Consider the following 21,134-nt stretch of genomic DNA (forward strand, 5'->3'; position numbering starts at 1 on the left):
TTGCATTGAATGAATAAAAATCAGTTTATTAAACTGCAATTATCAGATAGATGTAGTTTTTATTACTAGCAAGCATGCTTATTATGAGAAATATAGAAAAATAAAAAGCTGGAGGATACATAATGACAACACAAGTGAAAAAATTAACATTGATAGGACTCATACTGATGATTTTCACATCCGTATTTGGTTTTGCAAACAGTCCGTCCGCGTTCTATCTCATGGGGTACGGGGCGATTCCGTGGTATATCTTCTCGGCGATTTGCTTCTTTATCCCTTACGCATTAATGATGGCCGAATACGGTTCCACATATAAAAAAGAGGAGGGTGGAATATATTCGTGGATGAGCGATAGCGTTGGTCCGCGATTTGCTTTCATTGGAACATTTATGTGGTTTGCATCGTACGTTATTTGGATGGTAAGTACTTCCTCTAAAGTGTGGATTCCACTATCCACCTTCATTTTTGGCGCAGATAAAACACAAGAATGGCGTTTATTTTCATTATCACCTACACAAACAGTTGGAATTTTAGCGATTGTTTGGATGATCGTGATTACTTATTTTGCATCGCGCGGTTTAAAGCAAATCTCGAAAGTAACGGCGATCGGGGGAATAGCGGTTACTGGACTTAACTTAGTATTACTGCTCGTAAGTGTGCTGATCATTATTTTAAACGGTGGAGAGTTCGCACAACCAATCACAGGATGGTCATCTTTTGTCGAGTCTCCCAATCCATCTTACGTGACACCACTTGCAACCCTTTCCTTCGTGGTATTCGCAATTTTTGCATACGGCGGAATTGAGGCTGTTGGCGGACTTGTCGACCAGACGAAGAATCCTGAGAAAAATTTTCCTAAAGGTGTTATCATCTCGGCGATTATTATCTCTGTCGGCTACGCGCTTGGAATTTTCTTGTGGGGCGTAAGTGCCAATTGGATGCAAGTGCTGAGTGGCAAAACGACGAACCTTGGAAATATCACGTATGTCTTGATGTATAATCTCGGTTTCGAGCTTGGAAATGCATTTCACCTGAGCGTTGATACAGCAATGTCAATCGGAACTTGGTTTGCCCGGATTACTGGTTTGTCAATGTTCCTAGCATATACAGGTGCCTTCTTCACATTGATTTATTCACCTCTTAAAACATTGATTCAAGGAACACCGCCACAAATTTGGCCGAAAAAAATGACACAGATGAACAAAGCAAAAATGCCAGAATTTGCGATGTGGATGCAATGTTTAGCTGTTACAGTTATCATTCTACTCGCATCCTTTGGTGGTGACAATGCTTCAGCGTTCTACAATAAACTAACATTGATGGCGAATGTATCGATGACACTGCCGTACCTATTTCTAGCATTTGCCTTCCCATTCTTTAAAGCGAAAGAAGGCTTGAATCGCGAATTTGTGATTTATAAAAAGAAATGGCAAACGTATCTTGGGACGGCAATCGTATTGATTGTAGTAGGTTTCGCTAATATTTTCACAATCATTAATCCATCACTCACTGGCGATTATAGCAGTACAATTTGGATGATCGCTGGTCCAGTGGTATTTGCATTGGTAGCGTATCTACTGTATGAAACATATTTGAACAAAATGAAGCAAGGAAAATAAATCACGAAACTGTAGGTTTCTTCTGGGGCTTGCAGTTTTTTTGCGAAGAAGAAAGGGGAACATCACTATTTAATTTTTTCGTTGGCTAATTCATACATTATTTGTTATAATTAAAAAGCACGATAAAGATATAAAAAAATGAAAACAAAGGATGGTGCTATTGATATGCAATCACGGGATGCATTGAAAGATGGCGAGAAAGACACAGTTTGGGCGGAGTGCTCAGAAGCATTTCAAATAATTATCGATCGCATGCGAGCACAGACGGAAGAACAGCAACAAAGACTCCAACAAACAATCGATATGTTCAAAGAAAGACAAAGAGAGTTGCAAGAAGAAATGGATAAGTAATCCAAACATAAATCGCAAAAAAGCTAGGGAAATTTCCCTAGCTTTTTTAATACTAATATTTAATCTGAATTATCCGCTGAGATGACTGTATTTTTGCCAGATTGGAAGTCTTTATTAGAAAAATTAGCGATAACTCACAAAGTAGAGCCAATTCCATTTTTTGAACAAGTCGATCTTTATCTAGCACTTCAAAATGAGATATCTCGTGGCTATGTGACACTAATTTGACAAGCGATCATTATTTCCCGGGAAATAATGATATAATTTAAAGAAAAGGAGTGCGATGAGGATGCAAGTTCACCATTATGACGCTTTTAGTGATGTGCCACATATGGGAAATCCAGCGGGAGTTATGCTAGAAAGTGACAAGTTATCAACAGAAGAAATGCAAGAAATTGCGAGGGCAATTGGTTTCAATGAAACAGCATTTACGATGAAATCTGATGTTGCCGATATCAGATTGCGCTATTTTACGCCTGGACACGAAATGAATTTGTGTGGTCACGGAACGATGGCGGCGATTCATGCTTTAAATGATCAAGGCTTTTTGACTGGAAAAGACAAAATAAGGGTAGAGACTAAAGCAGGGATTTTGGATGTGAAGCTGGAACAGTTAGCCAGTAGGCATCTAAATATTACGATGCAACAAGCGGCACCAAAATTTGAAGCATTCACAGGATCTGTTTCAAGATTAGCACAAGTGATTGGCTTAGTGGAGCAGGATATCGAGACAAAATGGCCGATTATGTATGGAAGTACTGGAACATGGACACTTCTAATCCCAATTAAAACGTTGGCTGCTTTTTCAAGAATGAAGCCAGCTACGAGTCAATTTCCAGATGTGCTTGAACAAATGCCACGTGTATCGATTCATCCTTTTTGCATGGAAACAATAGATCCTAAGGCAACAATGCACGCGAGACATTTCTCATCTCCGTATTCTGGAACTGTGGAGGATGCTGTGACTGGGACGGCATCTGGTGTGATGGGGGCTTATTATGCGGCAAATGTAGTAGCAAATCCGCAAGAAGAGCTACATATTGTGATTGAGCAGGGATTTGAAGTAGGTCGTGATGGTAGAGTCGGAGTTCACGTGCAAAAAGATGCCGTGGAGATATCAGGAACGGCTGTTTATGTAGCGGATATTGGCGTCTCTATCCAGCGTTAAAATAGGAGTAATCTCCCAAACTCTGCTATAATGAAAAGAGCTAATTAGAACAATAAAAAATTTTATTAGAATGGGGATGAAAACAATGGTGAAAAAATTAAAGGGACTTAGCATCGCACAATGGATTGCTATTTTTATTTTCGTCTCAATGGGAATTTCGATGATCTTTATTACAGTTGAAATCTTCCTCGCCCCGGTGGAACAAACGCCAGGACAACCGAAAGTAACATTGCGCAGCGATTATATTTTCTTGCTTTTTGAATGTGTTTTAGGCGTGATTATTTTACTTTTACCAACGATCATTGCGCACCGCTTCAAATTTGAAATTCCAGGACTGGTCTATATTTTATTTTTAGTCTTTTTATATGCTTCCATTTATCTTGGAACGGTACAGAAATTCTACTCGATCGTGCCACATTGGGATAAAATTTTGCATACGTTTAGTGGGGCGATGCTTGGAGCAATTGGCTTCTCATTTGTTAATCTGCTCAACAATGATAAGCATGTGGTAATGAAGATGAAACCAGGATTTCTAGCTGTTTTCGCTTTTTGTTTCGCGGTTACACTGGGCGCATTTTGGGAGATTTATGAGTATACATTTGATGGCTTGATGAACTTAAATATGCAGCGTTACGATCTTTCTAACGGAACACCACTAGTTGGTCGTGCAGCATTGGCAGACACGATGGGAGACATTATCGTAGATGTACTCGGTTCACTAGTCTTTGTCCTCATCGGTTATTGGGCGCTGAAAAAAGGAAAACCATGGATGAAAAATTTCGAATTCACGAAAAAAGAACCTAAAAAGGGAGCGATAAAATGAAGATTGAACACGTAGCAATTTGGGTGGCCGATATTGAAAAAGCAAAACAGTTTTATACTAGCTATTTTGATGGGGTGGCTAACGAGAAGTATACAAATGAGCTAAAAGGCTTTTCTTCGTACTTCATAACTTATCCGAGTGGTGCAAGGCTGGAAGTTATGACGCGCAAGGATATAACAGACAAGAAAACTGCTCCATTACTAGGCTGGGCCCATATTGCTTTTTCAGTTGGAAGTAAGGAGCATGTGGATACTTTAACGAAACAGCTTCAAAACGATGGCTACACGCTTGAAAGTGGCCCAAGAACAACAGGCGATGGCTACTATGAGAGTGTTATCTTAGATAGCGAAGGTAACCAAATTGAAATAACTTCATAACAACAAAAAGGACGATGCGCTCAAAATTGCCGCATCGTCTTTTTATGTCATTATTTTTCTTCTTTCAGCGCTACTTTAACTGTTCTTTTATCTTGTTTTGCCGCATCAGAAAGCGTCAAATTCTTCGTCTCTGGTGCCCATGCAATCGACACAATCGTTCCGATAACAAGGACAATCGCTAGCCCCATAGTTGAAAATTGAATTCCGAAAATCGCTGTGGAAATAGGTAGTAAGAACGTGCCAATCGCAGAACCAAGCCGGCTCATCGATGTAGCAAAACCAACGCCAAGCGAACGAATCTCCGTTGGGAAACTCTCCGCAGGAAAAACACCAACCAAATTACTAACCGCCGACATAATCAGTGTAAAACTAGCAAATACAAGAATCATTAAGAAACTTGCACTCGTTGGCAAAATACTGAGAAGCACTAACATCACGCTCAGAAAAATAAACGAGTAAATCAAGAAACCACGCCGGGAGAACTTCATCGTAAACCAAATACCAAGCACAGCGCCAACGATCAAAATAATATTCAATAATAAATCTGTTCCGAAGTTTTCACTAAGCCCCATCAAATTCAGAATAGAGGGGAGAAACGTGTAAATCGCGAAATAAGGAATGACAAGACAGACAAAGAATAGGCTATTAAAAGCTGTCCGTTTACGCATATCCTTACTAAATAACGCCGTAATACTACGCTTTTTGTGAGAGTCTACTTCCATTTCATCATCTAAAATCACGTTCGAGCCAACATGTTTTTGCACAATTGCAAGTGCTTCTTCTGAGCGACCTTTACTTATTAACCAGCGCGGCGATTCCGGCGTTCCAATTCGTAAAATTAAAATTAAAAACGCGGGTAAAGCAGAGGAGGCCAACATAATCCGCCAAGCATCAGGTCCCATTGATTGCATGAAGAAACCAACGAAACTAGCGGCCACATAACCAATTGTCCAAATAACGCTAAATGATCCTAGCAAACCCCCGCGATGCTTCCTCGGTGCGAATTCGGCTAACATCGTATGACCAACACTATAGTCACCGCCCAGCCCAATACCAAGCAAAACACGGCAAAGAAATAATTCCAGTGGCGTATCTGCAAAAAATTGTAAAGCCGATCCAAGCGTAATTATAATAAAACTGGTTACGAAGATCTTCTGTCGACCAATATAATCTGAAATCCAACCCAAAATCAAACTACCTATAAATAAGCCAACTAACGCTGAGCTACCGATCAAGCCAACCCAAAGAGGCGTGAGTCCCATTTCAGGTTGAATAAGTGTCAAAGCAAAGCCAATGACGCCTATAATATAACCATCTGTAAAGTGAGCACCAAATGTTAAACCAGCCATTTTAATATGGAATTTATTTAAAGGTGCATCATCTAACCGTATCCATTCGTCCGTTCCTGTTGCCATAAGTAAGTCCTCCTATGTTCCATTAGTGTAAGAGGTTACAAAAAATTATGTTGGGGGATTAGCATACATCCTGCGACAATGTTTGATTGTAACGATTTGTTCCTAAAGTTTCGATTCTTTAGCCTATAAATTTTCTAGTATTTTCTTGCCAAGTTCTATTATAGCCTTAAAAACTGCTTTTTTCAATTTAAGTAAATATATGTATCTCCAAACATGAGTATGGGGCAAATTTCTATGTCAATTTTCATTAACATAAAAGTTCGCCCCAATCTATTATGCTAGAGCGGGTGATTCCTCTTCAAAAACAAGCACTCCCTTTTGAACTAAATCGTTGCATAAGGTGTTAATAGATCTTGTGCTCAAGTTGGCGTAACTAGCAAGCATGGTTTTAGAAAAATATGCTGGAATATAAATCGTCTCATTGCGTAGCTTGCCAAAAAGACGTGCGATTTCTTTTAGCAATGTAACGAAGCGATATTCTGCCGGTTCTTTTAATAACTGTGTTTTGTCGACAAGCATTACTTCCTTATCGTGATTATTAGCGTATAGAAATAGCCAGCCAAATTGATAGCTTAGCAACATAGCCAGCATCTTAGCACGATCGAATTCGTAGACACACGTACTTTGGACTGTCTTAGTCGTATAAAAAGCATTATCTTTTGTGTAAGGGTTAGAAAGTCCTATAATATGTTTTCCACCGAGAAAGCCAATAATGTTACCTTCCTTTTTACAGGAGACTACACCACTATCAATAAAATAAATCGATTTAAAAGGTTTATTTTCGGTAGAAATACAGATATTCCTATTCAGTATCTTTTTTTTGTAGGGAACCCGATTGGAAAGTAGGAATTCTAAAAAATGATCATAATCAAATGCGCCATTGCCAATTTGCTCTATATACGTATCTTGCAAACTCTGGATCTTTTCTGTCACTGTGAAGATCACCTCTTTCTTTAATCTAATTATAACACTACTTTGTTTTACTGTTTTTTGGTAGAATAGTACTTGAGAGAAATAGAATAAGAGAAAATATGCATCCAAGACAATAAAAATGAATCTTATTTATGCTTTTTAATCAATATATGACTTTTTTGCATTGTTTTAAATCAGAATGCTAATCTAACATTTATGAATCTAAGAATCTATTTTTTAATAAAAGGTAGTTCTAAGTGAATAAAAAAGGGATATTACTTATTTTTCTTCGAGATTATTTGTGTTATAATATGTGCAAAGATGAGCAATGTAAGGAGGAGAATTAATTTGGAAAAGCTATCTGTACACCAAAAATCGACTTCTACGCTTGATGCCTATTATGAGGAGCATATAGATGATTTTGTTGACTTAAAAACGTATTTATCAGAAGTAGAGATACATTGTATCAAGAAGGTAATAGCAGAAAAAAATGGGAATATCACACAAGCTGCTGAAAAGCTAGGTGTCCACCGCTCTATTTTGTATCGTAAATTAAAGGCGCGAGATCTGAAAAAATAGTACTTACTAATTGTAAGCAATGAAATGGACTTTTCACGTTAAATATGTTGTAATGGTAATAGTTACAACATGCGAAGGGAATGATTTTTGTGAATGGTCATACAGAGATTGGTAAAGTAGTTTTAAAAACGAAGGATAAAGATAGGTTGGCGGCCTTCTATAAGGAAATTATCGGACTCGAGGTACTAGCAAATAATGCGGACACTGCTGTACTCGGTGTTGGCACAAAAGAGCTGCTAGAAATCGTGAAGGTACCTCATGCGACAGTTCCAAAGCAAGCGAAAACGGGATTATATCATACTGCGTTCTTGTTACCGAGCAGAGCTTCATTAGGTAGCTTTTTGCATCATATGCTAGAGAGCCAGTATCCGCTTGACGGCGCGGGAGACCATATTTATAGTGAGGCATTTTATTTCCGTGATCCAGATGGTAATGGTATCGAAGTCTATGCTGATCGCCCAGAAAGTGAGTGGCAACGCGATGCTGATGGGAATCTACCAATGGCGACAAACGGTGTAGATGGTGATGGCTTATTGATGGAAGGCGCTGAACTTGACTGGTATAAAGCACCTGAGGAAACAAAAATCGGGCATATCCATTTACAGGTTAGCGATCTCGAAGCTACGCGCGATTTCTATCAAGGTATCCTAGGGTTTAAAATAACGACAGAAATTCCATCGGCGCTATTTTTTGCAGCGGGAGATTACCATCATCATATCGGTACAAATATCTGGGCAGGACGGGAGTTGCCGAAGCTTGAGGCGACTGAAATAGGCCTATCATTTTTCACGATAGAAACGGAATCAATTGAACAGCTTAAAGAGGATTTGACTAAGAAATCAATTGCATTTCAGGAAAATGGAGAGAAAACGATCATTTTAGAGGACCCAAATGGGATTACGATCGAGGTTATTGCAACAAACTATTATATGTAATAAAAAAGCTGAGCATGGTTTGATGTGCTCAGCTTTTCTTTATATACAAAATTTTGCTATAATTGATTTAGGAGTGTTTCCAGTTCTTTTGTCGCGATGTCGTTTTCTTTAGTAGCCAATGTGCGAGTCCTAGAGCTGCTTGAATGAGTACGAATGTTAGAATGCCTAGGTTTAAATAAAATAGTGCAACTTGTGCTTCAGCAGGGAAGGCGCGTTGAACCAGTAGGAAGGCCAGGAAGAAGCCTGTGTTGGCACAAAGCGATACCCAGTAAATAGGGAGTTTGCCGAGTTTACTAATGAGAAAAGATAGCGCGAAGAAAAAGATAGCGAAACAAAAACCAATCAATATCATTTGCATCGACTCCATGACGCTCACCTCTTTTATTACAAATTTAGTATTAATAATAATAATTGTAACACAAATGAAATGTATTGTAAAGTTAAGTTTGAAGTCGTTACTGGTTGGGGGAGAAACGAAGATGATTGAATACTATAAGACAAAGGAAAATGGCGAAATCCAGAAAATTGACGCGTATGAGGTAGGCTGTTGGGTTAGCGCGGTTGCACCGAGTCCTGATGAGATTGATTACTTATCTAAGAAATTGGAAATACCAAAAGATCATATTTTAGATCCATTGGATGAGCAAGAACGTTCGCGAATTGAGCTCAAGCATGTGGAAGAGAATTTCAAGCATTCCCTCGTCATTGTTGATTGTCCGGTTGAGGCGAAAGATGAGATGGGATTCTTGGAATTTAGGACGATACCGATTGGCATTATTACGACCAAAGAAGTGATGTTAACCGTTGTCCTGAAACAATTACCAGTCCTTGAGGATATTATTGATCGGCGAATGGAACAGTATGACACGGCAAATCACATCCAGTTTGTTTTACAAATTTTATATGCTGTATCTTATTACTTTTTAAAATATTTAAATGGTTTGATTGAACATATGCATAAGTTGGAGAAAAATATTCGTGAAGCAATGAAAAATGAAGAATTGTATGCTTTCATGGCAATTCAACGGAGTTTAGTGTTTTTTGCGACAGCTCTTCAATCGAACAAAGCGATTTTAGATAAGATGCTGGTGGCTGCGCACTATACAGATAAAGAGGAGAATCGAGAGTTACTGCAGGATGTTGTGATTGAAAATAAACAAGCGATTGCGATGACAGAAACATATACGCAAATTGTTGGTGGCATGTCAGATACTTTTTCATCTGTCATTTCTAATAATTTAAATCGCGTGATGAAATTTTTGACATCGTTTACGATTATTTTATCGCTGCCAACCATTGTGGCGAGTATTTATGGGATGAATGTCAAGTTACCATTTTCAGATCAGGAATATGCCTTTGGGTTGATTATGGTGGGAACGCTTTTCATTACCATTGTGACAACGATTATATTCTGGCGCAAAAAATACTTCTAAAATGGAACTTCGAGAGGAACGATTCGACATGGATAAACAAAATTATGAGAAAAAAGCTTATGAAATGATGAAGGAAAAGATTTTAAATGGACAATTGCGCACTGGTGATCGTGTACCAGAAAATATGATTGCGAAGGAACTTGGTATTAGTAGAACGCCGGTGCGTCGTGCTTTGGTGATGCTTGAAACGGAAGGATTCTTAACGATTGAAAGTAATCGAGGAGCTTTTGTGTCTGAGAGTAAGGTCACGGTAGGCAAGTTTATCGAAATGCTTGAGATGCTAGAAGTCCTTGTGATTAATACGATGCGGAAAATGGAGAATAAGGGTATTTATTTCGAGCCACAGCCATTTAACAAACGTCTAACAGTGATGGAAGATCGCTTGAAATCGGGGAATAACACAGGATTCGTAGAAGAAGGTTGGCAAATTATTTTTGATTTTGTTACGTATATGGGAAATGGTTATGCGGAGAATGTGGTTAGAAAGATGAGCATTGATTTTTTGACTAAGGCTCCGAAAGAAATTATCTTGATTCCTTTTAATAATGGGACGTATTTGATGGAGCAGTTTACTCGAGTGAACGAGTTATTGGGCGTGAAACGGTTTGATGAGATTGAGCAACTTGTGAGGGAATTAGTTAATTATTTTATCATTAAAACGTTTCGTTAGAGGAATATAGGTTGGATTTTTTTGTATGGTTTTGTAAATTACTTTTTTTTTTTAGTGACATGTGCTACAATGTTCGTAATTAAGATAGGGGTGTCAAGCGAAGTGAAGAGTAAACGAGAGTATAAGACGCTAGATAGAATGGTTTATTTCAGTATTATTGAGAAAATTAAGACAGGTGAGTTGAAGCCAAATGAGCATTTAACAGAGGAGCGTTTGTCAAAAGAACTTGAAGTTAGTCGTTCGCCGATTCGCAAAGCCATTACAGCGTTGGTTTCAGAAGGGATATTAGATTATCGTACATATAGTGGTGTTGTTGTTCGAGATGCTATGATTGATTCTGCTAAGTATGCACAACTTCTTGATGTCATTGAAGTATTTATGGATGCCACGATTCAAAAAATGAAGAAAAATGATGTTCTTATGGATGTGGATGCATTGCGAAATTATATTTCCTCAATGGATCGCTCGTCTTATCTACAAAATATGGAAGATTATATTTTTAATCAACACCAATTTTTCTTCCGAATTTTGAAGCAAGACCCTAATCCATATTATTACGAGAATGTAAAACGTATCTTTTTCACGATTAATAACTTTTCGATGGAGACGGTTGTAAAACAAGGTTCTGAGGATAAACGTGATTTGACGGTCAAGAAATTTACGGCGATTGCGGATGCTTTTGAACAAAAAGAATTTGATTTAGCGAATGAACGCATTCAAGCATTATTCGCGGATTTTATTATTAGTGCGTTTAGATAGTAGTAGACAAAAACCGCTAGGAATCATTATTCCTAGCGGTTTTTGTCTACTTTTCATAAATACAGAATCCATCAACGATACCGATTTTATGAAAACCGGCATCTTGATATAGTGCGTTTAATTTCAGGTTATCTGCAATACAGTCAAGGCGTAAGGGCATAGCATCTGTTTTTGCTGTTTCTGAGTGCGCCCAGTCCAATATTTTTTTGCTGAGGTTTTGGCCAGCGTAAGGTCGTGCAATCATAAGACGGTGTAAGTAACGTGCAGCTATTTCCGAACGTTCACCCCAAAGCTTTTGATCCCAGTCACTCGCGGTTTTTCTCAGAATAAATGCAGCGGCGATTGTTTTGGCATCGAGTACTAAAAATACTTCACCATCTCGAACGCGGTCGTTAAGCCCGTGGACGTCCGTTCCTTCTAGAATATCAGACCACTGGGAGGAACCACGACTTTTTAGCCAGGATGCGGTATCGATCATGAGCTGTTCTAGAGAAGCCGCGTCGGAAATAGTGGCTTCTCTCACAGTTAGATCTAAATCGCCGAGCATGATTTTATTTTTGTTCGTCATTATTTTGTTGATCCGTGGATTCTTCTGGTTGAGATGGGCGAACCGCTTCACTAATCGTGTCGCTGTTTTCTGTTGGTTGTTCTGGAGTTGGCGTTTCTTTTTCAGGCTCTACCATCGATTCAGAACCCCAAGTTTTATTTTCAAATTGAGGTGCTTCCGGCTCTTCTGGCGGTGTTGGTTCTACGGGTGGAATCGTGTAGCTTGGCCCTTCATCAGGCGTGTAAGGCGTTGGTTCAAGGTCGTCTGTAGCAGGTGCTTCATTAAATGTACCAGTGCTCGCATATAAATCATCGTAGAAAACTGCCATTGCAACGAGGATTTGTGGATAAATCCAGATCGCTAGACCGAACAGTACAGCTGCCATTAAAAAGTAGCCGAGAACAAATATCATCGCGAATACAGGACTCATATCAGGCATGCTAGAATAATACTCATAGGAATAAGAAGAAGTACTATAGTCGAACATTGCTGTTGAAGCCATTGCTACGATTCCAAGTACCATCATAACGATAACGGGGATAAAAAAGACCCAAGCATAAGACAAGATAAGGCCGAACAAGCGCCCCTTGTGACCATTCATGCGGTGACGACTCTCTGTAATCGCATCAAGCGGTGAAATATTCGGATCATCACGTAAAATCATGAATGTTTGTGAATAAGAGAATGATTTAATAATACCAGGAATAAGGAATAGTAAGCTCCATAAAAAGGTGAAAATAAAAACTAGTACCGCAGCAAGTAAGTTACGGCCAAACGTTTTAAAACCACTAAATAAATAACCGATGTCTGGCTTTTCTTGGCGGCTAATCGCAAGGAAGAACCACATGGCTCCGATCATAAACGGTCCCGCAAATATATAATACGCGATCGTTCCGAGTACAGGAATAAAATTGATCATCGATACAGCTCCAAGAATCACATAGGCAAGCGCCATACCCCCGATTGCTAACCCCCAGTTTCCCTTTAAGGCTTGTTTTGTCATCTTTCTAACTTCTGAAATGCTCATCATAAAAATTTAAACTCCCTTCTAAAAATAGATATATACTTAAAAATACCATACAATACGTCATAATGATACCCAAAACCAAGAATTCAATGAAAATGATTGACTTTTCAAGTAAAGGGGAATAAGGTATAAGGTAATAAAAAGCATGAATGTTAGGAGTGAAAATGATGATCAATGAAAAACAAGATTTAGAAGAACGCTTGGTTGAATTGCGTCGCCAACATCAAGAGTTGCTTGGTGAGACAGATCAATTCAATGATGCCAACTTGGTGAACGGCACGATTTCTGCTACCGAACTTAGAATGAGTGCGCTAAATAAAGAAATAAAATCAGTCGAAAAGAAGTTAAATAAACTATAAACGGCTTTATATATGCCAAAGCCAGCCTTTTTTGCGAGACTGTCGGTATTACGTCGCAGTTTCGTGAAAGGTATTACATATGAGGTGATTTAAGATGGATGAAATTTTTGCGATTGGCGATGTGCACGGGGAAATGGATCTTATGGAAGAGTTGCTAAAGAAATGGGACCCTGAGAAGCAGCAACTTTTGGTGATTGGTGATTTGATTGATAGAGGACCTGATCCGCGGGCTGTGATTCGTAAAGCGATGGCATTAGAGAAACAATATCAGGCGATTTTTTTACGCGGGAATCATGAAAATATGCTATTAGATTGGCTTCGAGATCCTTGTGAAAAGATGATGTATTACATTAGTCAAGGTGGAATGGAGACGATTGAGAGCCTTATTACAAATAAAACCTCGGCAAAAATGACGCCAGATGAGTTGGTACGACGTGTGGAGATAGAGGCGGCAGCTGAACTCGCATTTATTCGTGAACGGCCTTATTACCATGAATGGCACCATTTTGTTTTTGTGCATGCGGGTGTTGATTTGACGCTGTCAGACTGGAAAAAGACGAAGCCACATGATATGGTCTGGATTCGCGAGCCGTTTCAAGAAGGGGTGAACAACACGGGTAAGACGTTTATTATCGGGCATACTCCGACATCAAGCTTGAATGCGGATGGATCAAGTGCTATTTGGTATTCGCCAGATCGTTCGATAGTTGATATTGACGGTGGCGCTGTATTTGGCGGAGAATTACATGGTGTTGTTGTAACGGAATCAGGAATCGAAAAAACGTATAGTATACCAGCAAATCAAAGAAGTTTAGATGTCTGATCATCTAAACTTCTTTGATTTGCGTGGATGTTTTATAGTTGCTTCACGACGGCGCGCTCGCTTACTTCTTTTCTTCGTTGTTCTTCGCTTGCCGCCCGATTTTTTTCTATCAAATAAGCTCATAATAGCTTCGCCAATGACATCGAATACAAGATAAAGTAGACCGTCAAGCAGTAACATTAATTAAAACCAAACATCGGCTAGCGCTTGATAGCTTTTTTGTCGTAGAAGAGGGTCATAAATGTTAGATGCAACGATAAGCTCATCTGGTGCGTTTACATCCATAAATTCCTTCAAATCAGCGGTTACTTTTTGCTGATCGCCGATAAAAGAGTATTTCATTTGGTGTTTAAGTGCATTTTTCTCGTAGTCAGACCAGATATCATCCATATTCGTCACTGGTTTTGGAAGTGGCGTTGGCGCACCTCGTGTTAAGTTCAAGAATGAGAGGTAGCCAGAAGTTGCGAGTAAATTGGCTTCTTCGTCCGTGTCTGCAATAATTGTGTTGACGGTAGCCATCGCGTAAGGCTCTGCTAACACATCTGACGGCTCAAAACGGCTGCGGTAAAGTTCTAGTGCATTTCCGAGTTCATCTGGCGCAAAATGGCTTGCAAAAGCGAATGGAAGGCCTAGTTTAGCCGCAAGTTTGGCGCTGTATGTGCTGGAACCAAGCAAATATAGCGGGACATGAAGGCCGCGACCAGGAATTGCGATGATACCATTATTACCACCGTCTGAAAAATACTTGCTCAGCTCAACAACAGAATTAGGAAAAGCCTCAACGGTTTCATGTAAATCACGACGCAGCGCACGAGCTGTTTTGAAATCAGTACCAGGTGCGCGTCCGAGTCCAAGATCAATACGATTTGGATACATTGTTTCAAGCGTTCCAAACTGCTCAGCGATGATGAGTGGAGAATGATTCGGCAACATCACACCACCAGAACCAACGCGAATCGTCTTCGTGTGTCCAGCGAGATATCCGATTAAGACCGCTGTCGCAGAACTTGCAACACCAGCGATGCCATGATGTTCAGCTACCCAATAGCGGTGAAAACCAGTTTTCTCAGCAAACTGAATTAAATTCTTACTATTTTCAAAAGCATCGGCTTCATTAAAACCTTCACGAATCGTTGCTAGGTCTAGAATTGATAGTGGAACTTGTCCAAATTTATTTTTTGTCATAAAATCACTGCCCTTCTTTGACTAATAGTATAAGCGTCTTCGTAAACATAGTCAAAAAAAAGGGTCTGGGGGCATAACCCAGATAAATCGGCGAAAAGCGCTCGCATTGTTGGGGCTGTACGAAACAGAGTGAGTTACAGCCCCAATATGCCTATGAGCGAGCATCGCGAATAGGCGTTCCTGTAGGAGACTTAGAACAAGGATGCGTTACATCTTTGCGGTTCTTCTACGCTGCGCTTCGCATAACTTCTTACATGGTCGAGGAAACTACCCTCTCCCTGTTTTCAGTCATCATGTACAGTCGTACACGCAGCTCTCCGGCTTCCACCAAACTCTCTGAATACAAACGCTTTCGCTCGATTTGTATAAAGCAGAATCTTTCGTCCTACCCGAAATGGGGCGATTTTGCTTTATTTTGAGTTTGATCTCAGTTTCATAAGCTATCAGTCTTTCAAGAAATCTTGTAATGCTTTGGCGTTTGCCGCGACATCAATATCTAGAACAGAACCATGCGAGTTACGGACATTCGTATACGTTCCATCAACAGGAAGACGGAAATCTTGCATATCCTTCGCATTCCCTAAAATAAAGTCTTTCCCAATAGAAATCATCATGCCAGTAGAAAGGTTTGTATTTGTGTAGCCTTCCATTGTACCAATCAGACTTGGCAACTTCGTAACAGTCCCAATACTTTGAGCCTTATCTTTCAAGGCGCTAATGACTTGCTGTTGACGACGAACCCGGCCAAAATCACTTTCAGCATCATGACGGAAACGCGCATATTGCAGTAACGTCTCACCATCCATCGTTTGTTTACCAGCTTTGATATTTGCATCGATGTTTTTTGACATATCTTTCTCTGCGTCAATTTCAATACCATTGGGCGCAAGTGTATCGACAATCTTCGGAAATCCTTCAAAATTCGCAACAACATAATACTCAATATTTATGCCAAAATTCTCTTTGATTGTCTGGCGAACTAACTCTGGACCACCGAATGAATAAGCGGCATTGATCTTATTCAAGCCATGCCCTGGAATATCGACATATGTATCTCGCATAATCGAGACCAATTTCGGACTTTTTGACTTTGTGTCATAGTGTGCGATAAGCAAAGAATCGGAGCGACCTTGGTCTTTACCGCGCGAGTCACTCCCTATCAAAAGTACATTGAGATCATTCACGTCTTCTGCTTTTTGACCATTGAATTCAAAATCTTTCATGTTATTATCTGCTTCAGCCGCGTTCAAGCTCGATTTATATTGATAAAAACCGAATCCTGCAATCGCTAATATGATGACTAGAATAACTGTGAAAATAGTTCTGCCTTTTCGCATTTTTTTCTTAGTTGGTTGATTACGATCCTGGCGTGTTGCCATATCCTTCACCTCATTTGATAGATTGAAACTAACAGCAAAACACTCCTACAACTACTATAGCAAAGCAATGTTACATGAATGTGGCGAAAATCAATAGTATGGTGCCATAAACAAGTAAACGATGACGCCTGTTAAACTGACATACAACCAGATTGGCATAGTCCAACGAACGATTTTTTTATGCTTGCTGATTTGATTTGTCCAACCCCACACGAGTGAAAATAGCGCTAGAGGAACGACGATTGCAGCAAGGAAACTATGTGTGATTAGAATAAAGAAGTAGATAGGACGAACGATTCCTTCACCACCAAAAGTAGATGTTTCAGCAGACATGTAATGGAATGTCAAATAGCCGACTAAGAAGAATAACGTGGATGTAAAAGCAGCTAAAATGAATCCTTTATGCATCTTGATATTCTTTTTCACAATAATGGCCCAGAGCGCAATCAATAGAAATACAAAGGTAAAACTATTAAAAATCGCATTTAATCGTGGGAAAATAGTTAAATCATAGTGTACTTTTCCTTGGTAACCGATAGGCGAGAAGAACAGTAGTAAAATGACCACTACCGCTACGAATGATAAAATCATGATGGGCCAGAAATAATTTTTTTCAGATGTCGGTTTGTTGAGCGCATCTTTTTTTTGTGTCATAAATTTAAATCCCCCTAAAATAAGTGTCTTATATATTATAACATGAGAAGTATGTGAATTGGTGCGAAATGAATAATTACTCAAAAATAAGCCGGAGAATGCCAACTCGTATTTCCGAGTAGACTTGCTCCGACTTTACTTGAGTAGACTGGCTTTAAAATTATCTGTTTTCTGCGTTATTGTAAGCACCGTGCCATACTGGACCGATGAATTGATTTAGTGCGAAGCCACCTTTGATTGCAGCTGTAACAAAATCTTTCGCTTTATGCACGGATTCTTCGACGCTTAAGCCTTTTGCAAGTCCAGCTGTGATCGCTGCTGCAAAAGTACAGCCTGCGCCGTGATTGAAGTTGGTATCGATTTTGGGTGTTTCAAGAACGGTGAATGTTGTTCCATCGTATAATAGATCGATCGCTTTATCACTTTTTAGTGCTTTTCCGCCTTTGATAACGACATACTTCACGCCGAGTGCCACGATTTTTTCGGCAGCTGCTTTCATGTCGTCAAGCGTCGAAAGTTTACCGAGACCAGACAGTTGGCCAGCTTCGAAAAGGTTCGGCGTTGTGATTAGCGCGCGAGGTAGTAAAAGGTCGCGAATTGCTTCAGCATTTTCAGGTTGGATCAGCTCATCTTCGCCTTTACAAACCATCACGGGATCGATCACGACGTTTTGTAATTTATACTCATCGATGGCGTCGCGTGTTGCTTCAATGATCTCAACCGAGCCTAGCATACCAGTTTTCATTGCGTCAACCGGACCACCAGACAAAATTGTTTTTAATTGGGCGCGCAAAAGATCAGCGTCAAGTGGTGTCACCCCGTGGCTCCAGTTGTTATCAGGGTCCATGGTTACGATGGTTGTAATCGCCGAAAATCCGAATGTACCGTATTCTTCAAATGTTTTTAAATCAGCTTGGAGTCCAGCGCCGCCACTTGAATCGGAGCCTGCAATGGTTAATGTTTTTTTGATAGTCATACTAATTTCCTCCCAGTAAAATTAATGATTTGATTCAAGCATCTTGTGGATCGCAGTTGCAACGCCATGCTCGTCATTGGAATCTGTTTCATATTTCGCTAGCTTTTTAACAGCGGGTTCTGCATTGCCCATTGCAACGCTATATCCAGCCATTTTTAGCATCGAGACATCATTGAAGTTATCACCAATCGCAAAGGTTTCATCCATCGTCACGCCCATTTGTTCCACATAATATTGTAAAGAAAGACCTTTTTGAGCATCGATATGCGTTATTTCGATATTATCAGAAAAAGAAGAGCTGACCGCTAAGTTTCCCTCTGCTTCAAGCGTATCTTTCGCCTTTTTGAGCACGACTTGATCCGAAGAAAAAGCGATGAACTTCAAAATCGTAATTTCGTCATTTTGGAAAAGACGTTCTGGGTCATCGATTACGTGAACATCTTTACTTTCAAAGCGTTCCTCGACGTAGCGGTGAACCTCTTCTTTGCTTAATTCAGGATGAACCTTGTGTTGAATTTCCTTCATTAGTTCAATACCTTTATCTTTATTCGGTGAAATTGGACCAATATCGGTGAAAAACTCACAGTACATACCCAAATCTTTCAAAACTTGGTACGTCTTTCGCGCAGATGGTTTGTCAATTGGGATTTGTTTAAGAATTTTGCCATGTTCGTCGCGGATTTCAGCGCCGTTCATGCAGATTGCTGGTGCATAAAGATTAGCATGGTTGATGAGTTGCGTCGCGTCATCGTACATCCGACCAGTACATAGGACAAAGTGAATCCCTTTCGCCCGAGCCAGTTCAATCGCTTTTACCCCGTCTTCGTCCACTTGGATTTTTGAGTTAAGCAAGGTGCCGTCCATATCTGAAGCAATTACTTTTATCATAGATTATAATCCTCCCATTTTCGTTCCTACACCACTAGGATATCATTTTTCGAGCAAAATTGCAGTAAGTAAAATTGGGAAATGGGTTAGGTAAGGCTCGAATTTAATAAAATTTTAATACCTAGTTAATTGGTAAGATATATTTTTGCGGCATACTAAGCTTACTACACAGACAAAGGAGATAATAAATAATGAATAAATACGGTATTTTGATTGTTCGGGTTTTGCTAGGGGGCATCATGTTCCTGCACGGATTGCAAAAATTCACAAATGGAATTGGCGGGACGGTCCAGTTTTTTGATAGCTTAGGGATTCCAAGCTTCATGGCGTACGTGGTGGCATTGATTGAACTAGTTGGCGGATTGGCGCTTGTTTTTGGTGTATTGGTGCCATATGTTTCGGCACTATTTATCGGTGTGTTAGGCGTGGCCATCGTGACCGTGAAATTCTCGAGCGGATTCCTCGGTGGATATGAGCCAGAATTCGTATTATTGGTACTCGCAATCGTAACGTTGCTTACAGGATCGTTTAAAAAGGTATTTCAATGGATTCCTGCTACGACGGAGAAATAAGAAGAAACTCGCTCAATTTGGAAGTAATTTCGAATTGGGCTTTTTAATGTGTGTTTTTAGTTGGAAAAACGGTATAATGGAAGGAGTAGCTAAAAAGGAAGGTGGCAAAAATCATGATGACAGAACGTGAAAAGATGATTAGTGGCGAATTATACCGAGCGGGGGACGCGGAACTTGTAGCAGACCGAGAACGAGCGCGGCATTTATGTGCAGCGATAAACGGTGTTGTGAGTGATAAGGATGAACGCGAGAAACCCATTCGTGAATTGTTAGGTATGGCGGGTAAAGACGTTTATATGGAGCCGAATGTGCGTTGTGATTACGGTTATAACATTGAAGTCGGCGATTATTTTTATGCGAATTTCGATTGCGTGTTCCTTGATTGCGCACCAATCAAGATCGGGAATAACTGCATGTTCGCACCAGGTGTACATGTGTATACAGCATATCATCCACTCGACGCGGACGAACGAAATAGTGGGCTTGAACTCGCTAAAGCCGTGACGATCGGCAATAACGTCTGGGTTGGCGGTCGCAGTGTCATTAATCCTGGAATTAATATTGGTGATAATGCGGTCATTGGTTCAGGTTCGGTCGTAACCAAAGATGTACCAGCCAATGCCGTTGTAGCAGGAAATCCAGCGCGTGTTATTCGTCAATTAGACAAACAGGAGGGCAACGCAAGATGACAGTGTCTGACCAAGCCCTTTTTGCAAAAATGGAACGAGAATTAAATCTGGCCAAAACAGCATCATCAGAACAAGCGAAACAATTACATTTGCACGGATTAGCAGTATTAATAGAAGTTATGCGCACTCAAGAAGTAGAAGTAAAACAAACAGCAAGTTTCAGCTCAAGCATGGAGTACCAAGCGATGACAGGCGAATTGCCAGTCGCCAAACCAGTGACGCTCGGTGCTGAAAAAGTAGAAATAGAAGATGGATCGAATGGCGATTCATTGTTAGACTTTTAGGGGGTTTTTCAAGAAATGCGAAAAATGTTAATTTTAGGTGCAATATTTGCAGGTTTAGCCGTGGGAATTGGCGCTTTTGGGGCGCATGCTTTGAAAGAAACACTCGGCAGCTACCATACAACCTTTGAAACCGGTGTACAATACCAAATGTTCCACGCAACAGCTATTCTAGTCGTAGGTTTATTACTCGGAAAAATGGATCGGGGCTTACTTAGAACAGCAGGATATTTATTTGCAACGGGAATCGTGTTGTTTTCAGGAAGTTTATACGTGCTCAGTATTACAAAAGTATCCGTACTCGGCGCTGTAACACCACTTGGAGGCGTTGCATTTATCGCAGGATGGATTTGTTTTATTATCGCTGTAGCAAAGGATAAACCCACTCTGTAATATAAAAAGTGTGGTATAAGAAGGGATTTCGAAGTTCCACTCGAATCGTGGTAATTTTTGTTACCAAACTTTAACAAAAGAAAGTGAAAGAAAAGGATTCATTTCCAAAATAGCGGGGTATTATACATGTAAGCAACGATATCTTAATTACTTTTTCTCCCTTTTTAGTAATTAAGAATCTTTCTTACCTTAAACTCCCTTTTAATCGCTAAACCTGCTGACATTGCTGGTCTAGCGATATTTTTTTGTTTTCAACTTTTAATCAGAACTCTTATCCTATGTTTATACCAAAGCAAGGGCTACTAACTAAAGTGGAAAAT

Annotated in this window: 27 protein-coding genes; 16 read left to right on the top strand and 11 right to left on the bottom strand. The window is 39.9% G+C overall.

The features are described from left to right. Positions 1-122: 122 nt before the first annotated feature. The 5 genes from yjeM to UE46_RS04255 all read left to right on the top strand — a co-directional run bounded on the left by yjeM (position 123) and on the right by UE46_RS04255 (position 4,338). Entirely contained in the window at positions 123-1,619 is a 1,497-nt protein-coding gene (gene yjeM, locus UE46_RS04235; RefSeq protein WP_036059226.1) for a glutamate/gamma-aminobutyrate family transporter YjeM, read from the top strand. Positions 1,620-1,757: 138 nt separating this feature from the next. Then, a complete protein-coding gene (locus UE46_RS04240; RefSeq protein ID WP_036059227.1) occupies positions 1,758-1,970 on the top strand; it encodes a hypothetical protein in 213 nt (70 codons plus the stop codon). Positions 1,971-2,259: 289 nt separating this feature from the next. After that, positions 2,260-3,138, top strand: coding sequence for a PhzF family phenazine biosynthesis protein (locus UE46_RS04245; protein ID WP_411431051.1), 879 nt, complete (start codon positions 2,260-2,262; stop codon positions 3,136-3,138). Between the two features lie 85 nt (positions 3,139-3,223). After that, positions 3,224-3,961, top strand: coding sequence for a DUF2238 domain-containing protein (locus UE46_RS04250; RefSeq protein ID WP_118907423.1), 738 nt, complete (start codon positions 3,224-3,226; stop codon positions 3,959-3,961). Then, positions 3,958-4,338, top strand: a complete 381-nt coding sequence (locus UE46_RS04255; protein WP_036059230.1) for a VOC family protein — start codon at positions 3,958-3,960, stop codon at positions 4,336-4,338. The genes UE46_RS04250 and UE46_RS04255 overlap by 4 nt, the downstream gene beginning before the upstream one ends. A 50-nt stretch (positions 4,339-4,388) precedes the next feature. On the opposite strand, the gene UE46_RS04260 is transcribed toward UE46_RS04255, so the two are convergent. Both UE46_RS04260 and UE46_RS04265 read right to left on the bottom strand, forming a co-directional pair. Then, positions 4,389-5,753: an MFS transporter gene (locus tag UE46_RS04260; protein ID WP_036059233.1), complete on the bottom strand. Its 1,365-nt coding sequence runs from the start codon at positions 5,751-5,753 to the stop codon at positions 4,389-4,391. 273 nt (positions 5,754-6,026) lie between these two features. Further along, positions 6,027-6,686, bottom strand: a complete 660-nt coding sequence (locus UE46_RS04265) for a Crp/Fnr family transcriptional regulator (protein ID WP_036059236.1) — start codon at positions 6,684-6,686, stop codon at positions 6,027-6,029. A 327-nt stretch (positions 6,687-7,013) separates the two neighbouring features. On the opposite strand from UE46_RS04265, the gene UE46_RS04270 reads away from it, so the two are divergent. Beyond that, complete coding sequence (locus tag UE46_RS04270) at positions 7,014-7,244, top strand: helix-turn-helix domain-containing protein (protein ID WP_036059238.1); 231 nt, start codon at positions 7,014-7,016, stop codon at positions 7,242-7,244. Positions 7,245-7,324: 80 nt separating this feature from the next. Continuing rightward, positions 7,325-8,179, top strand: coding sequence for a VOC family protein (locus UE46_RS04275; protein ID WP_036059239.1), 855 nt, complete (start codon positions 7,325-7,327; stop codon positions 8,177-8,179). A 67-nt stretch (positions 8,180-8,246) separates the two neighbouring features. On the opposite strand, the gene UE46_RS04280 is transcribed toward UE46_RS04275, so the two are convergent. Beyond that, entirely contained in the window at positions 8,247-8,546 is a 300-nt protein-coding gene (locus tag UE46_RS04280; RefSeq protein WP_036059241.1) for a hypothetical protein, read from the bottom strand. A 112-nt stretch (positions 8,547-8,658) separates the two neighbouring features. On the opposite strand from UE46_RS04280, the gene UE46_RS04285 reads away from it, so the two are divergent. The 3 genes from UE46_RS04285 (at position 8,659) to UE46_RS04295 (ending at position 11,041) form a co-directional block, all read left to right on the top strand. Next, the gene (locus UE46_RS04285) at positions 8,659-9,612 is read left to right on the top strand and encodes a magnesium transporter CorA family protein (RefSeq protein WP_118907424.1); all 954 of its coding nucleotides are present in this window, start codon (positions 8,659-8,661) and stop codon (positions 9,610-9,612) included. A gap of 28 nt (positions 9,613-9,640) precedes the next feature. Further along, a complete protein-coding gene (locus UE46_RS04290) occupies positions 9,641-10,282 on the top strand; it encodes a GntR family transcriptional regulator (RefSeq protein WP_036059243.1) in 642 nt (213 codons plus the stop codon). Positions 10,283-10,384: 102 nt separating this feature from the next. Next, positions 10,385-11,041 (top strand): GntR family transcriptional regulator, encoded by a 657-nt coding sequence (locus tag UE46_RS04295; protein WP_051492804.1) that lies wholly within the window; start codon positions 10,385-10,387, stop codon positions 11,039-11,041. A 46-nt stretch (positions 11,042-11,087) separates the two neighbouring features. Here the strand turns inward: UE46_RS04295 and UE46_RS04300 are convergent, their stop codons facing one another. Continuing rightward, a complete protein-coding gene (locus UE46_RS04300; RefSeq protein ID WP_118907426.1) occupies positions 11,088-11,609 on the bottom strand; it encodes a GNAT family N-acetyltransferase in 522 nt (173 codons plus the stop codon). Further along, entirely contained in the window at positions 11,593-12,618 is a 1,026-nt protein-coding gene (locus UE46_RS04305; protein WP_036059246.1) for a DUF975 family protein, read from the bottom strand. The genes UE46_RS04300 and UE46_RS04305 overlap by 17 nt, the downstream gene beginning before the upstream one ends. A 161-nt stretch (positions 12,619-12,779) precedes the next feature. Here UE46_RS04305 and UE46_RS04310 point away from each other — a divergent pair, with 161 nt between their 5' ends. Further along, entirely contained in the window at positions 12,780-12,974 is a 195-nt protein-coding gene (locus UE46_RS04310; protein WP_036059249.1) for an Lmo0654 family protein, read from the top strand. Between the two features lie 94 nt (positions 12,975-13,068). Continuing rightward, positions 13,069-13,797 carry a metallophosphoesterase gene (locus UE46_RS04315; RefSeq protein ID WP_118907427.1) on the top strand — a complete coding sequence of 243 codons (729 nt, stop codon included), beginning with the start codon at positions 13,069-13,071 and terminating at the stop codon, positions 13,795-13,797. Here the strand turns inward: UE46_RS04315 and UE46_RS16260 are convergent, their stop codons facing one another. From UE46_RS16260 to UE46_RS04340, 6 genes are all read right to left on the bottom strand, one after another. Further along, positions 13,798-13,977 (bottom strand): hypothetical protein, encoded by a 180-nt coding sequence (locus UE46_RS16260; protein ID WP_233230985.1) that lies wholly within the window; start codon positions 13,975-13,977, stop codon positions 13,798-13,800. Positions 13,978-13,980: 3 nt separating this feature from the next. Then, positions 13,981-14,982: an LLM class flavin-dependent oxidoreductase gene (locus UE46_RS04320; RefSeq protein ID WP_036059253.1), complete on the bottom strand. Its 1,002-nt coding sequence runs from the start codon at positions 14,980-14,982 to the stop codon at positions 13,981-13,983. 443 nt (positions 14,983-15,425) lie between these two features. Next, on the bottom strand, positions 15,426-16,361 hold the full coding sequence (locus tag UE46_RS04325; RefSeq protein ID WP_118907428.1) for an LCP family protein: 936 nt from the start codon (positions 16,359-16,361) through the stop codon (positions 15,426-15,428). Positions 16,362-16,451: 90 nt separating this feature from the next. Then, a complete protein-coding gene (locus UE46_RS04330) occupies positions 16,452-17,015 on the bottom strand; it encodes a DUF420 domain-containing protein (RefSeq protein WP_036060876.1) in 564 nt (187 codons plus the stop codon). Positions 17,016-17,175: 160 nt separating this feature from the next. Further along, the gene (gene pdxK / locus UE46_RS04335; protein WP_036060878.1) at positions 17,176-17,991 is read right to left on the bottom strand and encodes a pyridoxine/pyridoxal/pyridoxamine kinase; all 816 of its coding nucleotides are present in this window, start codon (positions 17,989-17,991) and stop codon (positions 17,176-17,178) included. Between the two features lie 21 nt (positions 17,992-18,012). Continuing rightward, on the bottom strand, positions 18,013-18,879 hold the full coding sequence (locus tag UE46_RS04340; protein WP_036060879.1) for a Cof-type HAD-IIB family hydrolase: 867 nt from the start codon (positions 18,877-18,879) through the stop codon (positions 18,013-18,015). Between the two features lie 191 nt (positions 18,880-19,070). Between UE46_RS04340 and UE46_RS04345 the strand changes: the two genes are divergently transcribed. The 4 genes from UE46_RS04345 to UE46_RS04360 all read left to right on the top strand — a co-directional run bounded on the left by UE46_RS04345 (position 19,071) and on the right by UE46_RS04360 (position 20,814). Further along, on the top strand, positions 19,071-19,451 hold the full coding sequence (locus tag UE46_RS04345) for a DoxX family protein (RefSeq protein WP_036060882.1): 381 nt from the start codon (positions 19,071-19,073) through the stop codon (positions 19,449-19,451). 113 nt (positions 19,452-19,564) lie between these two features. Next, positions 19,565-20,140 carry a sugar O-acetyltransferase gene (locus tag UE46_RS04350; RefSeq protein WP_036060885.1) on the top strand — a complete coding sequence of 192 codons (576 nt, stop codon included), beginning with the start codon at positions 19,565-19,567 and terminating at the stop codon, positions 20,138-20,140. Then, positions 20,137-20,424: a DUF5327 family protein gene (locus UE46_RS04355; RefSeq protein WP_036060887.1), complete on the top strand. Its 288-nt coding sequence runs from the start codon at positions 20,137-20,139 to the stop codon at positions 20,422-20,424. Before UE46_RS04350 ends, UE46_RS04355 begins: the two co-directional genes overlap by 4 nt. Before the next feature lie 15 nt (positions 20,425-20,439). After that, entirely contained in the window at positions 20,440-20,814 is a 375-nt protein-coding gene (locus UE46_RS04360; protein WP_036060889.1) for a DUF423 domain-containing protein, read from the top strand. Positions 20,815-21,134 lie beyond the last annotated feature (320 nt).

Origin of the sequence: Listeria weihenstephanensis (assembly GCF_003534205.1) — a bacterium.
GTDB lineage: Bacteria > Bacillota > Bacilli > Lactobacillales > Listeriaceae > Listeria_A > Listeria_A weihenstephanensis.

Excerpts from the sequence above, each read along its gene's own strand:
- yjeM (WP_036059226.1), top strand. The coding sequence starts at position 123 with ATGACAACACAAGTGAAAAAATTAACATTGATAGGACTCATACTGATG.
- UE46_RS04240 (WP_036059227.1), top strand. The coding sequence starts at position 1,758 with ATGAAAACAAAGGATGGTGCTATTGATATGCAATCACGGGATGCATTG.
- UE46_RS04245 (WP_411431051.1), top strand. The coding sequence starts at position 2,260 with ATGCAAGTTCACCATTATGACGCTTTTAGTGATGTGCCACATATGGGA.
- UE46_RS04250 (WP_118907423.1), top strand. The coding sequence starts at position 3,224 with ATGGTGAAAAAATTAAAGGGACTTAGCATCGCACAATGGATTGCTATT.
- UE46_RS04255 (WP_036059230.1), top strand. The coding sequence starts at position 3,958 with ATGAAGATTGAACACGTAGCAATTTGGGTGGCCGATATTGAAAAAGCA.
- UE46_RS04260 (WP_036059233.1), bottom strand. The coding sequence starts at position 5,753 with ATGGCAACAGGAACGGACGAATGGATACGGTTAGATGATGCACCTTTA.
- UE46_RS04275 (WP_036059239.1), top strand. The coding sequence starts at position 7,325 with ATGATTTTTGTGAATGGTCATACAGAGATTGGTAAAGTAGTTTTAAAA.
- UE46_RS04280 (WP_036059241.1), bottom strand. The coding sequence starts at position 8,546 with ATGGAGTCGATGCAAATGATATTGATTGGTTTTTGTTTCGCTATCTTT.
- UE46_RS04285 (WP_118907424.1), top strand. The coding sequence starts at position 8,659 with ATGATTGAATACTATAAGACAAAGGAAAATGGCGAAATCCAGAAAATT.
- UE46_RS04290 (WP_036059243.1), top strand. The coding sequence starts at position 9,641 with ATGGATAAACAAAATTATGAGAAAAAAGCTTATGAAATGATGAAGGAA.
- UE46_RS04300 (WP_118907426.1), bottom strand. The coding sequence starts at position 11,609 with ATGACGAACAAAAATAAAATCATGCTCGGCGATTTAGATCTAACTGTG.
- UE46_RS04305 (WP_036059246.1), bottom strand. The coding sequence starts at position 12,618 with ATGATGAGCATTTCAGAAGTTAGAAAGATGACAAAACAAGCCTTAAAG.
- UE46_RS04310 (WP_036059249.1), top strand. The coding sequence starts at position 12,780 with ATGATGATCAATGAAAAACAAGATTTAGAAGAACGCTTGGTTGAATTG.
- UE46_RS04315 (WP_118907427.1), top strand. The coding sequence starts at position 13,069 with ATGGATGAAATTTTTGCGATTGGCGATGTGCACGGGGAAATGGATCTT.
- UE46_RS16260 (WP_233230985.1), bottom strand. The coding sequence starts at position 13,977 with ATGTTACTGCTTGACGGTCTACTTTATCTTGTATTCGATGTCATTGGC.
- UE46_RS04320 (WP_036059253.1), bottom strand. The coding sequence starts at position 14,982 with ATGACAAAAAATAAATTTGGACAAGTTCCACTATCAATTCTAGACCTA.
- UE46_RS04325 (WP_118907428.1), bottom strand. The coding sequence starts at position 16,361 with ATGGCAACACGCCAGGATCGTAATCAACCAACTAAGAAAAAAATGCGA.
- UE46_RS04330 (WP_036060876.1), bottom strand. The coding sequence starts at position 17,015 with ATGACACAAAAAAAAGATGCGCTCAACAAACCGACATCTGAAAAAAAT.
- pdxK (WP_036060878.1), bottom strand. The coding sequence starts at position 17,991 with ATGACTATCAAAAAAACATTAACCATTGCAGGCTCCGATTCAAGTGGC.
- UE46_RS04340 (WP_036060879.1), bottom strand. The coding sequence starts at position 18,879 with ATGATAAAAGTAATTGCTTCAGATATGGACGGCACCTTGCTTAACTCA.
- UE46_RS04345 (WP_036060882.1), top strand. The coding sequence starts at position 19,071 with ATGAATAAATACGGTATTTTGATTGTTCGGGTTTTGCTAGGGGGCATC.
- UE46_RS04350 (WP_036060885.1), top strand. The coding sequence starts at position 19,565 with ATGATGACAGAACGTGAAAAGATGATTAGTGGCGAATTATACCGAGCG.
- UE46_RS04355 (WP_036060887.1), top strand. The coding sequence starts at position 20,137 with ATGACAGTGTCTGACCAAGCCCTTTTTGCAAAAATGGAACGAGAATTA.
- UE46_RS04360 (WP_036060889.1), top strand. The coding sequence starts at position 20,440 with ATGCGAAAAATGTTAATTTTAGGTGCAATATTTGCAGGTTTAGCCGTG.